This window comes from Craterilacuibacter sinensis (genome assembly GCF_009831765.1).
Classification (GTDB): Bacteria; Pseudomonadota; Gammaproteobacteria; order Burkholderiales; family Chromobacteriaceae; genus Craterilacuibacter; species Craterilacuibacter sinensis.
Genome location: NZ_WSSB01000024.1, coordinates 1 through 14531 on the forward strand (window position 1 = coordinate 1; position 14531 = coordinate 14531).

Genomic DNA, 14531 nt, shown 5'->3' on the forward strand with positions numbered 1-14531 from the left:
TAAGCCTGTCCGGCAACAGATGTAAACAAAAGCCCGTCGCAATGCGACGGGCTTTTCGTTTATGCTGCGGCTCAACGCTATATTGCAACCAAGTCGTATCGAAATTATATCGGCGACTGAACAGGAGACATTATGACCCGTCATACCCTTATTGCCCTTTCCGCCGTCGCCGCCCTTTCTGCCTGTGCCAGTCAGGCCCCTTTGTCCGGCCAATGGCAGGCCGGCAGCGGTGAAGGCAAGACCACGCTGTCGCTGAAGGAAGGCATGCTCGCCGCCAGCGCCGGTTGCAACCGTCTGTTCGGGCCGGCCGAAATCAAGGATGGCCGTCTGGTGGTCGGCAATCTGGCCAGCACCATGATGATGTGCCCGCCCGAGCTGATGCAAAAAGAAGAAGCCTTGAAAAAGCTGCTGGCAAGCAAGCCGCAAGTCGAAGCGCAAGCCGGCAAGCTGGTGATCAAGAGCGCGGCGCAGACGCTGGTGCTGGATGCCGCGCCTTCGCTTGAAGGCGGCAAGACCCGTTTCATCTATGTGATGGGCGAGACCAAGCCTTGCGTTGGTGTGGCGCCGACACAGTGTCTGCAGGTACGTGAAGACAAGGCGCAGCCGTGGCAGAACTATTACGGCCAGATCGAAGGCTTTACGCCGGAAGCGGGCAACAACTACCGCCTGCGTATCAAGGAGTTCGACATTGCCAATCCGCCGGCAGACGCACCATCCAAGCGCTGGGTGCTGGACATGGTGGTCGAGTCCGAGGTGGTCAAGCCTTAATTGCAAGCGTATTGAACGCCAAACCCGCATGCAGCCTGATGGCCGTATGCGGGTTTTTTTGCGATGTCCCAATTCCAAGTTGGCACATAGGGGTTTTGGATTTTGTGTCCGCTGCGCGGACGTTTTTTACTTGCCGCTTCCGCGCGGCGAGCGGGCAGGGGCCGGACGCGCCCGGCCCCTGGCATCCCCGGCGCCCCCGAAGTCTCGCGAAACCCCGGCACAAAACCCTCTGGCGAGGCGCTGGCCAACTCGCGATTCGCTAGCGTCGAATCGCTCAAACAAAGGCCAGCTTAAGACCTCGCCAGAGGATTTTGCACCGGCGCGAGCCTAACGGGGATGGGTTGCTGACGCATGCATGGCGCGCTAAGCATAAGTACCAAACCCAAGCGGGCATTGCCTTGTTTACGGTGCGGACAGGGCAAAGCGGGCCAGGGTTGGCAGCAATGCCGGCCAGCGCGCCAGCCTATGGTCATCACCATTCAAGACCGTCATGCGGCAGCCGGTGTAATGGCGTGCCGCCTCGCGCCAATCCAGTATTTCATCGTGCGAGCCTTGCACCAGCCAGTAGCGCGCAGCTTGCGGTGTGGCGACAAACATCTGTAGCAATGCCTGACGGTCCGCATCGCCCAGTATGAAACGCTCGCCGTTGTACGGGTTCAGCTGCTCGCCGCCAAAAGCAGAGAAATGGTCGAATGGCCGCACCGACGGGTTGATCAGCACCGCCTTGAGTCCGTAGCGCTCGGCCAGTGCCGTGGCGTAGAAGCCACCCAGGCTGCTGCCTATCAATAGCGGCTTTTCGCTCAGGCTTTCGATCAGCCCGGCTGCCTGTTGCAGCGCTTGCGCGGGGTAGGGCGACAGCGCGGGGCAGAGCAAGGTGGTATCTGGCTGATGGGCGGCCAGATAGTCGCGCGTTTCGCTGACCTTGAGCGAGCCGGGGCCGGATTTGAAACCGTGCAGATAGAGCCAGTTAGGCATGGTATGTACCGGGTACGGGATGGGTGGGCGGGTACGCCATGGCCTGCGGCCAGCCATTGCATCCTGATAATCAAATGTTCTAAGGCGGCCTGACAATCGGCCTAATCATGATGATAAGATAGACGGCAATAAAAACTACCGCCGACAGCATCGCATTATGAAGCCAGCCCATACCGATCATCCAGCCTACCAGGCACTTGTCCACCGTATCCTGATTCTCGATGGCGGCATGGGTACCATGATCCAGCGCCATGCGCTGGAAGAGGCCGACTACCGCGGCGAACGCTTTGCCGACTGGGGTCACGACGTCAAGGGCAACAACGATCTGTTGGTACTGACCCGGCCCGACGTGATAGCCGGCATCCATCAGGCTTACCTTGATGCCGGCGCCGATATTATCGAGACCAATACCTTTAACGCCACCTCCATCGCCATGGCCGACTACGGCATGGAGTCGCTGGTGTGGGAGATGAACCGCGAGGCGGCGCGCCTGGTGCGCGAACTGTGCGACGCAGCGACGGCGCAGAACCCGGCCAAGCCGCGCTTCTGTGCCGGCGTGCTGGGGCCGACCAACCGCACCTGCTCGATCAGCCCCGACGTCAACGACCCGGGCTACCGCAACGTCAGTTTCGACGAGCTGGTAGAGGCGTACACCGAGGCGATCGACGGCCTGGTAGCCGGCGGCGCGCATTTCCTGCTGGTCGAAACCATCTTCGACACGCTCAACGCCAAGGCAGCGGTGTTCGCCATCCACCGCTATTTCGACGCCCGTCCGGACGTGGCGCGCCTGCCCATCATGGTCTCGGGCACCATCACCGACCAGTCGGGGCGTACGCTGACCGGACAGACCACCGAGGCGTTTTACAACAGCCTGTCCCACGCCGAGGCGATGAGCTACGGCCTGAACTGCGCGCTGGGGCCGGATCTGTTGCGCCCCTATGTGGAAGAGTTGGCGCGGATTTCGGCCAGCTTCGTGTCGGTGCACGCCAACGCCGGCCTGCCCAATGCCTTTGGCGGCTACGATTTGTCGCCGGCCGAGATGGGGCAGGCGGTACGCGAGTGGGCCGAGTCCGGCCTGATCAATATTGTCGGTGGCTGCTGCGGCACCACGCCCGAGCATATTGCGGCGATTGCGCAGGCGGTGGACGGCGTCGCGCCGCGTGCGCTGCCGGCGATCGAGCCCAAGTGCCGGCTGTCCGGCCTTGAACCGTTCAATATCGGCGACCACGACCTGTTCGTAAACGTCGGTGAGCGCACCAACGTCACCGGCTCCAAGGCCTTTGCCAAGCTGATCCTCAACGGCGACTACGCGACCGCTTTGGATGTGGCGCGCCAGCAGGTGGTCAACGGCGCGCAGATCATCGACATCAATATGGACGAGGGCATGCTGGACGCGCACGCGGCCATGGTGCGCTTCCTTAACCTGATCGCTGCCGAGCCCGATATCGCGCGCGTGCCTATCATGATCGACAGCTCCAAGTGGGAGGTGATCGAGGCCGGGCTCAAGTGCATCCAGGGCAAGGGCATCGTCAACTCGATCTCGATGAAGGAGGGGGTGGACAAGTTCATCGAGCAGGCGCGATTGCTGCGCCGTTACGGCGCGGCGGTGATCGTGATGGCCTTCGACGAGCAGGGTCAGGCCGACACCTACGCGCGCAAGATCGAGATCTGCGAGAAGAGCTACCGCATCCTGGTCGACGAAGTCGGCTTCCCGCCGGAAGACATCATCTTCGACCCCAATATCTTCGCCGTCGCCACCGGTATCGAGGAGCACACCCGCTACGGGCTCGACTTTATCGAGGCCACCGGCTGGATCAAGCAAAACCTGCCGCACGCCAAGATTTCGGGCGGCGTCTCCAACGTCTCGTTCAGCTTCCGCGGCAACAACAAGGTGCGCGAGGCGATCCACGCGGTGTTCCTCTATCACGCCATCCAGCGCGGCATGACCATGGGCATCGTCAACGCCGGCGCCCTGGAGGTGTACGACGAAGTCGATCCGGTATTGCGCGAGCGTATCGAGGACGTGGTGCTGGTGCGCGGCGCGGACATGGTGGCGGTGACCGAGGCGCTGATCGCGCTGGCCGAAAGCTTCCGCGGTGACGCCAAGGTTGGCAAGGGCGAGGACCTGGCCTGGCGTGAGCTGGCGGTGGAAAAACGTCTCGAGCACGCGCTGATCAAGGGCATTACCACCTATATCGTTGAGGATACCGAGGAAGTGCGCCTCAAGTGCGAGCGCCCGATCCATGTGATCGAAGGCCCGCTGATGGACGGCATGAACGTGGTCGGCGACCTGTTCGGTGCCGGCAAGATGTTCCTGCCGCAGGTGGTGAAGTCGGCGCGGGTGATGAAGGCGGCGGTGGCGCACCTGGAGCCGTTTATCGAGGAAGAAAAGATCCGCATGGGCCTGGCCGACGCGCCTGCCAAGGGCGTGATCGTGATGGCGACGGTCAAGGGCGACGTGCACGATATCGGCAAGAACATCGTCGGTGTGGTGCTGCGCTGTAACAACTATCAGGTCATCGATCTGGGCGTAATGGTGTCATGCCAGAAGATACTCGATACTGCGCGCGAGGTTGGCGCCGACATCATCGGTCTGTCCGGCCTGATCACGCCGTCTCTGGAAGAAATGAGCCATGTCGCCAAGGAAATGCAGCGTCAGGGCTTCACTATCCCGCTGCTGATCGGCGGCGCCACCACCAGCCGTGTGCATACTGCGGTCAAGATCGCGCCGCATTACAGCGGGCCGGTGATCTATGTGGCCGATGCCAGCCGCGCGGTCGGCGTGTGTTCCAACCTGCTGTCCGATACCCTTTGCGATGCTTTTGTTGCCGAAGTGGCGGCAGATTATGCCAAGGCGCGCGCCATCCATGAAGGGCGCGGCGAGGCAAAACTGCTGTCCATCGCAGACGCGCGCGCGCACGGCTTCAAGGCCGACTGGGACAGCTACACGCCACCGGTGCCGCAGTGGCTGGGCGTGCGCCGTTTCGAGCACTACCCGCTGTCCGAGATCGCGCGCTATATCGACTGGACGCCGTTCTTCCAGAGCTGGGAGCTGGCCGGGCGCTACCCGGCCATTCTTGAGGATGCGGTGGTCGGTGAGTCTGCGCGCGGCCTGTTTGTCGACGCGCAGGCGATGCTGGCGCAGATCATTGACGGCAACTGGTTGTCCGCCAATGCCGTGCTCGGCCTGTTCCCGGCTGCGAGCGTGAACCACGACGATATCGAGATCTATGATCCGGAGTCCGGTGCGCTGCGCATGAGCTGGACCGGCTTGCGTCAGCAACTGGTCAAGACCGACAAAGATGGCAACGGCAACCCGGACTGGGCGCTGGCCGACTTCATTGTTCCACGTGAAACCGGCAAGGCCGACTATATCGGCGCCTTCGCCGTCACCGCCGGCATCGGTATCGATGAGCATGTGGCGCGTTTCGAAGCCGCTAACGACGACTACTCGGCCATCCTGCTGAAAGCTCTGGCCGACCGTCTGGCAGAAGCCTTCGCCGAACTGATGCACCACCGGGTGCGCACCGAGTTCTGGGGCTACGCCGCAGATGAGGATCTGGCCAACGAGGCGCTGATAGACGAGGCCTACCGCGGCATCCGCCCGGCACCGGGCTACCCGGCCTGCCCGGACCATACGGTGAAGAAGGCGCTGTTCGAGTTGCTGGACGCGCCGGGCATCGGCATGAGCCTGACCGAAGGCTACGCCATGCTGCCGACCGCCGCCGTATCCGGCTTCTACTTCAGCCATCCTGACAGCCGCTACTTCGGCATCGGCAAGCTTGGCCGCGACCAGGTCGCCGATTACGCCGAGCGTCGCGGCGTCAGCATCGAGCAGGCCGAGCGTGACCTCGCGCCTAACCTCGGCTATAGCGCCTGAGGTAAGCCGCGGCCGGCGGCCGCGGCTTACGCGACAATAAAAGCGCGGGCACAGACCCGCGCAAGACAGGGGAGAAACCGATGTTTCCGTTTGAAGTGTGGCTCGCGTATACCGCGGCCTGTGTATTGCTGATTGTCTCGCCTGGCCCGGATAACCTGCTCGCGATCGGGCGCGGCCTGAGCCAGGGCTGGCGGGCGGCACTGGTGTCTTCGCTTGCGTCCGGCGCCGGCATCCTGTTCCATGTCCTGCTCGCGACCTGCGGGCTGACGCTGTTGATGAAGACGTCGATGCTGGTGTTCTGGATCGTCAAGGGCCTTGGCGCCGGCTACCTGGTTTGGCTGGGCATCAAGGCCTTGCGCACGCGCTCCCTGATCAGCTTCGAGCCGGCCGCACGCCAGCCGATGCGGGCGATCTTCCTGTCCGGCCTGCTCTCGGCCGTGCTCAACCCCAAGCCCGGCCTGTTCGTGCTGGCGTTCATTCCGCAGTTCGTCAGCCCGGCACGAGGTGACGCCAGCGTGCAGATGCTGATCTACGGCGCGTGGTTTGCCGCGCTGACCTGTGTCGTGTTCGCGCTGATGGGCGCATTCGCGTCACGCCTGGCCGGCCTGTTGCAGGCGCGGCCACGGGTGGTTGCCGGCCTCAATATCGGCGCCGGCAGTGCCTTCGTCGCCGCCGGCCTGTCGGTCGCCACGCTGAGCAACAAGTAAGGTTCTACAGGCGCTGCAGCCAGTCTGTCGCGCCTGCCACGCCGGCCTGTCCGGCGACGGAAAGTCCCCACCACATGGCGGCGGTGCTGGCGGCGCCCAGCAGCGTCATGCCGTAACCGGCGGCCAGCAGTGCGCCATCGCGCACACGCAGCCCCAGCGTCAACAGCACGATGGCGGCGGCCGGAATCACATTATCGAAACTCACCATCGGCACCGGCGTCAGTAGTGCCAGTCCGGCCACGCCCAGCATCAGCGTATTGCCGGCGCGCATGCGGCTGCCCGACAGGGCTCGCCAGCGCGGGCGTGATACATGCGGCAGCCAGCCAAACAGGCGCGTCTGCAGCTTGTCCATGCCGCGCACCAGCACGTCCGGCAGCGCGCGTTCTGCGATAAAACCGGGCAGGGCGAGCGGGCGCTGGCGCAGGTGGGCCAGTGCCAGTGCGACGGTGATCAGCCCCAGCGTGGTCGACATGCCGGGCAGGGCGACCGGGATCAGCATGGGCAGCGCCAATAGTGCAATGCGGTCCAGCTGCTGGCGCGGCTGGCGACCGAGGGCGTCGGCTACGCGCTGTCCGCTTTGCGGCGCGGGTAAGGCCAGAATGCGTGGCCATAAGGCCGAACGGCGGGCTTGGGGCATGATGGACCCTGAGACGAGAATGCAGAGAAAGAGCCGGGGCGGCGGCTTTAGTTCCCACTGGTATGCCATTTATGTGATGAGCTGAATCCGGCAGCTGAATGCCAAACGTCTATAACAGAACAATTGCGAGTTGAATGTTTAGATATTAGGAGATTTTCATGTCCCGGCCTCCCTATTCAGTGCAGTTGTTCGGCAGCCTGACCCGTTACTGGCCGGGCTTGTTGGCGGTCGGCGTGCTTTACCTGATCGGTGGTTCTATCGGCTTGTTTGCCAGCGTGGCTTACACCATAGGTGCGGTACTGGTGGCTGGCGCTTTGCTGGTGGCCGCCTCCGTACTCAAGCTCTATAGCGCGGTGTTTCATGGCGCGGGCTGGAAGGGGCGCAGCATCGCTGTTTTGACGGCGCTGATGTATCTGGCGTCAGGTGCTTTGATGGTGTTGCAGCCGCTGGCCGCCGCCGCGTGGCTGACCCTGATCATGGGCGGCTTTTTGCTGGCGGTCGGCTTTATGCGTGCCGTCAATGGCGTACAGCACCGGCCGGAGCAGGGCTGGGGCTGGGTGGTGGCCGGAGGTGTTTTTTCCATGTTGTTCGGTCTTTACCTGCTTGCCAGCTGGCCTGTGTCGGCCTTGTGGCTGATCGGGCTGGCCGTCAGCTTCGAGCTGATTTTCGATGGCTGGGCTGCGGTATTCATAGCTTTGGCTGCACGCCGTGTCCATGCCGAAATCAGCAAGCAGGAGCAGGGTAAGGCATCGTGAGCCGACTGTTTGCGCCAGATCAAGCAAACGCGGTTTGAAACGATGGGCTGACGGATTTTTTTTTCCTGCCCGTGTTATGCTAAAACCATAGCAAGATTAATAAAACGGCAACCATCATTGATCAAGGAGTGACCATGTTTCCAGAATACCGCGAACTGATTTCCAAGCTGAAAACCGAAGACGCCCACTTTTCCCGCCTGTTCGATGAGCACAATGATCTGGACCAGAAGATCAAGAATGTCGAAGCCAATATCGAACTGGCTAGCGCTGTAGAGCTGGAAACGCTGAAAAAGCAGAAGTTGCAGCTGAAAGATGCTTTGTACGAGATCCTGAAAAAAGCGGCCTGAGGCCGGTACAGCAAAAACCCGCCTGAGGCGGGTTTTTTATTGGCTATGTCGCCACGGTACTTTCATCCTCTCCGGCTTCCTCGCCGAGAAAACCGCCACTCTGGTGTGCCCATAACCGCGCATACAGGCCTTTTTGTGCCAGCAATTGGTTGTGTGTACCTTGCTCCACGATATGCCCCTGATCCAGCACTACCAGCCTGTCCATGGCGGCGATGGTCGACAGGCGGTGGGCGATGGCGACCACGGTCTTGCCCTCCATCAGCCGGTACAGGCTGCCCTGGATGGCGGCTTCGACTTCGCTGTCCAGTGCGCTGGTGGCTTCGTCCAGCAGCAGGATGGGTGCGTCTTTCAGCATCACGCGGGCAATGGCGATGCGCTGGCGCTGTCCGCCGGACAGCTTGACCCCGCGCTCGCCGACATGGGCATCGTAGCCGGTGCGTTGCTTGGGGTCGCTCAGGCTCTGGATAAAGTCATGCGCCTCGGCGCGTTGTGCTGCACTGACCATTTCCTCGTCACCGGCATCCGGCCTGCCGTATAGCAGATTGTCGCGTACCGAGCGGTGCAGTAGCGACGTATCCTGCGTCACCATGCCGACTTGTGCGCGCAAGCTGTCCTGCGTCACCGTACGGATATCCTGGCCATCGATCAGGATGCGGCCTTGTTCGACATCGTAAAAGCGCAGCAGCAGATTGACGATGGTGGACTTGCCGGCACCGCTGCGCCCGACCAGACCGATTTTTTCACCCGGGCGTATGGTCAGCGTCAGCTGGTCGATGACCTTGCGCTCGCCGCCATAGGCAAAACCGACGTTTTCAAAACGCACTTCACCATGCGTCACGTTCAGTGGCTGCGCGCCGCTCTGATCATTGATCGCGACCGGGCGTGCCAGTGTGTTGATGCCGTCCTGCACCGTGCCGATATGTTCGAACAGGCTGGACATCTCCCACATGATCCAGTGCGAAATGCCGTTCAGCCGCAGCGCCATTGCCGTGGCCGCCGCCACCGCGCCGATACCGACATTGCCCTGCGTCCACAGCCATAGCGAGACGCCGGCCGTGCTGGCGATCAGCAGCATGCTGGTCAGGTGGTTGATGACTTCAAAACCGCTGACCAGGCGCATCTGGCCGTGAACGGTCAGCATGAATTCCTGCATGGCGCTTTTGGCAAAGCCGGCTTCGCGCTGGGCATGGCTGAATAATTTGATGGTCGAAATATTGGTGTAGGCATCGGTGATGCGCCCGGCCATCAGGCTGCGCGCATCGGCCTGACGGCTGGCGGCCTTGCCCAGACGCGGCACGAAAAAAGCCAGCGTGGCGATATACAGCACGAGCCAGCCAAGAAAAGGCAGCAGCAGGACAAGGTCGAAGCTGCCGACCACGGCGGTCATGGTGATGAAGTAAATCACCACAAACACCAGAATGTCGCACACGATCATCACGGTATCGCGCACCGCCAGCGCGGTCTGCATCACCTTGGCCGAAACGCGGCCGGAGAATTCGTCCTGATAGAAATGCATGCTCTGGCCGAGCAGGTGGCGGTGATAGTTCCAGCGCAGACGCATCGGGAAGTTGCCGAACAGGCCCTGATACTTGCACATGGCTTGCAGGGCAACCAGCAGGGGGCTGGTCATCAGGATGGCGAACAGCAGCAGCAATTTTTCGCGCTCCTGCTGCCACAAGGTCGACGGGCTGGCATGGCTGAGCCAGTCGACCACCGAGCCCAGCATGGAGAACAGCAAGGCTTCAAAAGCGCCGATGCTGGCAGTCAGTACGATCATGCCGGCAATCAGGGGGCGCATGCCGGCGGTAGCCGACCAGACAAAGGGGAAAAAGCCCTTGGGCGGTTGTGCCGCCGGGCTATCCGGATAGGGATTGACTCTTTTTTCAAACCAGCTAAACAAGACAGTCTCCGTTTCAGTGTCGCCGCCTGGCGATGGCACTGATTATATGGGTGGAATACCTGCCTGTTATTGTACTGGCGTTTACTGTGCGGTGACTTCGAAGCGGATCAGCCAGAAGGCGTCCTGGCCCGGGTAGATATCGGCGATCACCTGGCGCAACTCGGGCAGGCTCATGTTTTCCTGCTGCGCGTGTTCTTCTTTGAAGTCGGCCAGCGCCAGCGGGCTGATTTCCAGCACGCGCAACTGGCAAAACCAGCGGTCGTCTTCAAAAGTATGGACTTCCAGCAGTTCGCCAGGCTTAGGCCAGGATTCGCTGTCATCGCGGATGGTAATGGTCTTGCGCCCGGCCAGAATGTCGGGAATGAAGCGGGAAAAGAAGGTAAATTTGCGGTTCATGATTGTTGCCTTGGCTGGTGTCCGGGGCCAGTGTCGCTGACGGTGCAGCATGTGCCGGACCAAACAAAGCCGGCATAGTACCCCGCTTGACCCTGTCGCAGAGTACAATGCCGCGCCACCCGAAAGGAAGATGACGTCCGCGCCTCTCTCCAGCCGGCCCGATTATCCTTTTAAGGGAGCTTGCATGCATACCGAACTGAATGAACTGTTACAAAGCGCCAGCAGCGCACGTGCCGAACTGGCCGCCCAACTCACCGCCGAAGGCACCAATACCTGGCGCCTGTTTCACGGCAGCGTGGAAGGCCGTCCGGGCCTGACCATAGACCGCTACGGCGATCTGGTATTGATCCAGACTTTCCATACGCCACTGGCTGAAGGCGAAGAGGCGGCGATTGCCGACTTTTTCCGCGCAGCCATCCCTGAGCTGGTAACGGTATACAACGACCGCAGCGCCGGCAATTCGCGCATTGCCAACGAGCTTGGCGGTGCCGAGCTGGAAGCGGCCGAAGCCGCGCACATTGCACGCGAGATGGGTGTCGATTACTACATTCAGGGTCGCCATGCCGGGCAAGACCCGTGGTTATTCCTCGATTTGCGCGCCGGACGCCGCCGCGTGATGGAGCTGGCAGCCGGCAAGACCGTGCTTAACCTGTTCTCTTATACTTGCGGCGTGGGTCTGGCTGCGGCCAAGGCCGGTGCCAGCTTTGTGATGAATGTGGATTTTGCCGAGTCCAGTCTGGCTGTCGGCCGTGCCAATGCCAAGATGAACGCCTTGCCGACCCGTCCGCGTTTCCTGCATAGCGATGCTTTTGCCGCCTTGCGCCAGCTTGCCGGCCTGGGTCAGGCCAAGTTCGTGCGCGGCAAGCGCATGCCTCCGTTCCCCGAACTTGAGCCGCGCCAGTTCGATCTGGTCTTCCTGGATCCTCCACGCTATGCCAAGAGCCCGTTCGGCGTGGTCGATCTGGTGAATGACTATTCGGCGCTGTTCAAGCCGGCACTGCTGGCAACCGCCGAAGGCGGCACGCTGATCTGCTGCAATAATGTGGCACAGGTTGATCGCGATGCCTGGCTGGATCAGTTGCAGCGCAGTGCGGCCAAGGCCGGCCGTCCGATTCGCGCCGCACAGTGGATCATGCCCGAAGCCGACTTCCCGAGCAGCGATGGCAACCCGCCGCTGAAAATGGTGCAGTTGTCGGTTTGATTCTGTTCTACGCCGGGCCGTCTGGCCCGGCTTTTATCCGTTTGCCTCCATGTCCGAATTGAAGTACCTGCAACACTACGCGCCTGAACTGCAGGCACGCGTGCGCGCCCTGATGGACGCCGGCTCGCTGGGCGAGGTCATTACCGGCAAATACCCCGGGCGCCATGACATCCAGACCGACAAAGCCTTGTATCAGTATGTCGGCGAGCTGAAGCAGCGCTATCTGAAAAGCGTACCGGCGCTGGCCAAGGTTATGTACGACAACCAGATGGATCTGGTGCGCGGCACCTTGGGCACGCAAACCCAGATTTCGCGGGTGCAGGGCAAGCGCCTCAAAAGCAAGAACGAGGTGCGCATTGCCGCGCTGTTTCGCGAAGCACCCGAGCCCTTCCTGCGCATGATCGTGGTGCACGAACTGGCGCACCTGAAGGAGAAGCAGCACGACAAGGCGTTTTACAAGCTGTGCTGCCATATGGACGCCGACTATCACCAGCTGGAATTCGATATGCGCTTGTGGCTGACCTGGCGCGACATGAAAACGGACGCCTGAGTCCGTTTTTTCTTATCTATTCTCTTTGCCTCTTATCTTCCACCCGCTCCCAACGGGCTTGTGCTTGTTATTCTGTTATCCGGAGCCGTGTCTGGCTGAGCTTGCAATTTGAGCGCCTGCCAATATATAGAGAGAGCTGTCGTAATGACCGTGGCAGCTCTTCTTATCGGGAATCAATATGCAGCAGTTTGACGGAACCACCATTATTTCTGTCCGTCGCGGCGAGCGCGTAGCGCTGGGCGGCGACGGGCAAGTGACGCTGGGCAATATCGTGATCAAGTCCACCGCGCGCAAAGTGCGCCGTCTGTATCACGACAAGGTGCTGGCCGGTTTTGCCGGCGGTACCGCCGATGCCTTTACTTTGTTCGAGCGCTTTGAAGCCAAGCTGGAAAAGCATCAGGGGCATCTGGTGCGCTCGGCGGTCGAGTTGGCCAAAGACTGGCGTACCGACCGCATGTTGCGCCGGCTGGAAGCCATGCTGATCGTGGCCGACCGCGACAGCACGCTGATCATTACCGGTAACGGCGACGTACTCGAGCCGGAGCAAGGCATTGCCGCCATCGGTTCGGGTGGCGCATTTGCCCAGTCGGCCGCGCGTGCGCTGTTCGAGAACACCGAGCTTGATCCTGCCGTGGTCGTGAAGAAGTCGCTGGAAATCGCCGGCGACATCTGTATCTACACCAACCAGAATCATCTGATTGAAACACTGGACTGAAAACGCGTGTGCTGATTGCCGCGATAGTGCGCGGTAATCGCCCGAACGGAGTTTCCATGACTACCATGACCCCGCAGGAAATCGTCCACGAACTGGACAAGAACATCATCGGCCAGCACGCCGCCAAGCGTGCCGTCGCCATTGCCCTGCGCAACCGCTGGCGCCGCCAGCAAGTGGCGGAGCCGCTGCGTAGCGAAATCACGCCCAAGAATATCCTGATGATAGGGCCGACCGGGGTGGGCAAGACCGAAATCGCCCGCCGTCTGGCCCGTCTGGCCAATGCGCCTTTTATCAAGGTCGAGGCGACCAAGTTTACCGAGGTCGGTTATGTCGGGCGTGACGTCGACACCATCATCCGCGATCTGGTGGAAGTGGCGTTGAAGGAAACTCGCGATAGCGCCATCAAGAAGAACCGTTATCGTGCCGAAGACGCGGCCGAGAACCGTATCCTTGATGTCCTGTTGCCGGGGCCGCGCCAGAGCCCGGGTTTCTTTGCCGACGAGCCTGCGCCAGCCGTAGAGAAGACTGAAGAGAACAGCACGCGGCAGAAATTCCGCAAGATGCTGCGCGAAGGCAAGCTGGACGAGAAGGAGATCGAAGTCGAGGTCGCCGCTGCGGCCCCCGCGATGAACATCATGGGCCCGCCGGGGATGGAAGACTTTACCGGCCAGCTGCAGTCGATGTTCCAGGGTCTGGGCGCAGGCAAGAAAAAAGCCAGCAAGATGACCGTGGCCGAAGCGCGTCGCGTGCTGATCGATGAAGAAGCCGCCAAACTGGTGAATGAAGAAGAACTGCGCAGCGAAGCGCTGTCCAATGTCGAACAGAACGGCATCGTGTTCCTCGACGAGATCGACAAGGTGACCAGCCGCTCCGAAGGCAGTGGTGCCGATGTTTCGCGTGCCGGTGTGCAGCGCGATCTGTTGCCACTGGTCGAAGGCACCACGGTGACCACCAAGTACGGCATGGTCAAGACCGATCACATTCTGTTTATCGCATCGGGTGCGTTCCATCTGTCCAAGCCATCGGACCTGATTCCCGAGCTGCAGGGGCGTTTCCCGATCCGGGTCGAGCTGTCTTCGCTTTCGGTTGATGACTTCAATGCCATCCTCACCGGTACTGACGCGTGCCTGACCCGGCAGTATCAGGCACTGCTGGAAACCGAGGGCGTGGAACTGGCCTTTGTCGAGTCGGGTATTCGCCGTCTGGCCGAGATTGCCTGGCAGGTAAACGAGAAAACCGAGAATATCGGTGCGCGCCGCCTGTATACCGTGATGGAAAAGCTGCTGGAGGAAGTTTCCTTCGATGCCAAGGCCGGTGTGTGCGAAATCAATGCCGAGTATGTGGACAGTAAGCTGGAAATGGTTGCCCAGCGTGAAGATCTGGCGCGTTATGTGCTCTGATTGATAGGCACTACATGCTTAATGTTTAAAAAGCCGCACTTTGTGCGGCTTTTTATTTATCTTCCGGGTGAATGGCACATCAACTTTGTCTGAATATGGCGGATTTGGATGTTGCAGCAGATGTTTAGATTAATGTTTGCCCTGAATTTACTTTCGTAAGCTGTTGATTAATTTGTTTTTATTTGTTTTTTGCTGTCAATAAATCATGAATGGCACTAACTTTTTTAAAGAATAAGCTTGACGCCTATTTCACGGTTCTGTATATTTCGCCTCCTCAGCTGACGACGCAAACGAAACAAG

13 protein-coding genes are annotated in these 14531 nt (G+C 60.6%); 9 read left to right on the top strand and 4 right to left on the bottom strand.

Going from position 1 to position 14531, the window contains the following annotated elements; genetic code table 11:
* Positions 1–132 precede the first annotated feature (132 nt).
* A complete protein-coding gene (locus GQF02_RS15565) occupies positions 133–768 on the top strand; it encodes an META and DUF4377 domain-containing protein (RefSeq protein ID WP_124736727.1) in 636 nt (211 codons plus the stop codon).
* A 402-nt stretch (positions 769–1170) separates the two neighbouring features.
* On the opposite strand, the gene GQF02_RS15570 is transcribed toward GQF02_RS15565, so the two are convergent.
* A complete protein-coding gene (locus GQF02_RS15570) occupies positions 1171–1743 on the bottom strand; it encodes a YqiA/YcfP family alpha/beta fold hydrolase (protein ID WP_160798369.1) in 573 nt (190 codons plus the stop codon).
* A 157-nt stretch (positions 1744–1900) separates the two neighbouring features.
* Between GQF02_RS15570 and metH the strand changes: the two genes are divergently transcribed.
* Positions 1901–5623, top strand: a complete 3723-nt coding sequence (gene metH, locus GQF02_RS15575; protein ID WP_160798370.1) for a methionine synthase — start codon at positions 1901–1903, stop codon at positions 5621–5623.
* 80 nt (positions 5624–5703) lie between these two features.
* Complete coding sequence (locus GQF02_RS15580) at positions 5704–6330, top strand: LysE family translocator (protein WP_124736724.1); 627 nt, start codon at positions 5704–5706, stop codon at positions 6328–6330.
* Positions 6331–6334: 4 nt separating this feature from the next.
* Here the strand turns inward: GQF02_RS15580 and GQF02_RS15585 are convergent, their stop codons facing one another.
* On the bottom strand, positions 6335–6967 hold the full coding sequence (locus GQF02_RS15585; RefSeq protein WP_160798371.1) for an exopolysaccharide biosynthesis protein: 633 nt from the start codon (positions 6965–6967) through the stop codon (positions 6335–6337).
* 158 nt (positions 6968–7125) lie between these two features.
* Between GQF02_RS15585 and GQF02_RS15590 the strand changes: the two genes are divergently transcribed.
* Together GQF02_RS15590 and GQF02_RS15595 are read left to right on the top strand one after the other, a co-directional pair.
* Positions 7126–7722, top strand: a complete 597-nt coding sequence (locus tag GQF02_RS15590; protein WP_160798372.1) for an HdeD family acid-resistance protein — start codon at positions 7126–7128, stop codon at positions 7720–7722.
* Positions 7723–7856: 134 nt separating this feature from the next.
* Positions 7857–8069 (top strand): YdcH family protein, encoded by a 213-nt coding sequence (locus GQF02_RS15595; RefSeq protein WP_124736721.1) that lies wholly within the window; start codon positions 7857–7859, stop codon positions 8067–8069.
* A gap of 43 nt (positions 8070–8112) precedes the next feature.
* Here the strand turns inward: GQF02_RS15595 and GQF02_RS15600 are convergent, their stop codons facing one another.
* Positions 8113–9969 (bottom strand): ABC transporter ATP-binding protein, encoded by a 1857-nt coding sequence (locus GQF02_RS15600; RefSeq protein ID WP_160798373.1) that lies wholly within the window; start codon positions 9967–9969, stop codon positions 8113–8115.
* Positions 9970–10050: 81 nt separating this feature from the next.
* Positions 10051–10365, bottom strand: a complete 315-nt coding sequence (gene yqfB, locus GQF02_RS15605) for a N(4)-acetylcytidine aminohydrolase (protein ID WP_160798374.1) — start codon at positions 10363–10365, stop codon at positions 10051–10053.
* A 184-nt stretch (positions 10366–10549) separates the two neighbouring features.
* On the opposite strand from yqfB, the gene GQF02_RS15610 reads away from it, so the two are divergent.
* From GQF02_RS15610 to hslU, 4 genes are all read left to right on the top strand, one after another.
* On the top strand, positions 10550–11566 hold the full coding sequence (locus GQF02_RS15610) for a class I SAM-dependent rRNA methyltransferase (RefSeq protein WP_160798375.1): 1017 nt from the start codon (positions 10550–10552) through the stop codon (positions 11564–11566).
* 49 nt (positions 11567–11615) lie between these two features.
* Positions 11616–12116 carry a YgjP-like metallopeptidase domain-containing protein gene (locus GQF02_RS15615; protein ID WP_160798377.1) on the top strand — a complete coding sequence of 167 codons (501 nt, stop codon included), beginning with the start codon at positions 11616–11618 and terminating at the stop codon, positions 12114–12116.
* 178 nt (positions 12117–12294) lie between these two features.
* A complete protein-coding gene (gene hslV, locus GQF02_RS15620; protein ID WP_160798379.1) occupies positions 12295–12831 on the top strand; it encodes an ATP-dependent protease subunit HslV in 537 nt (178 codons plus the stop codon).
* 56 nt (positions 12832–12887) lie between these two features.
* Complete coding sequence (gene hslU, locus GQF02_RS15625) at positions 12888–14231, top strand: ATP-dependent protease ATPase subunit HslU (protein WP_124736715.1); 1344 nt, start codon at positions 12888–12890, stop codon at positions 14229–14231.
* Positions 14232–14531: the final 300 nt, after the last annotated feature.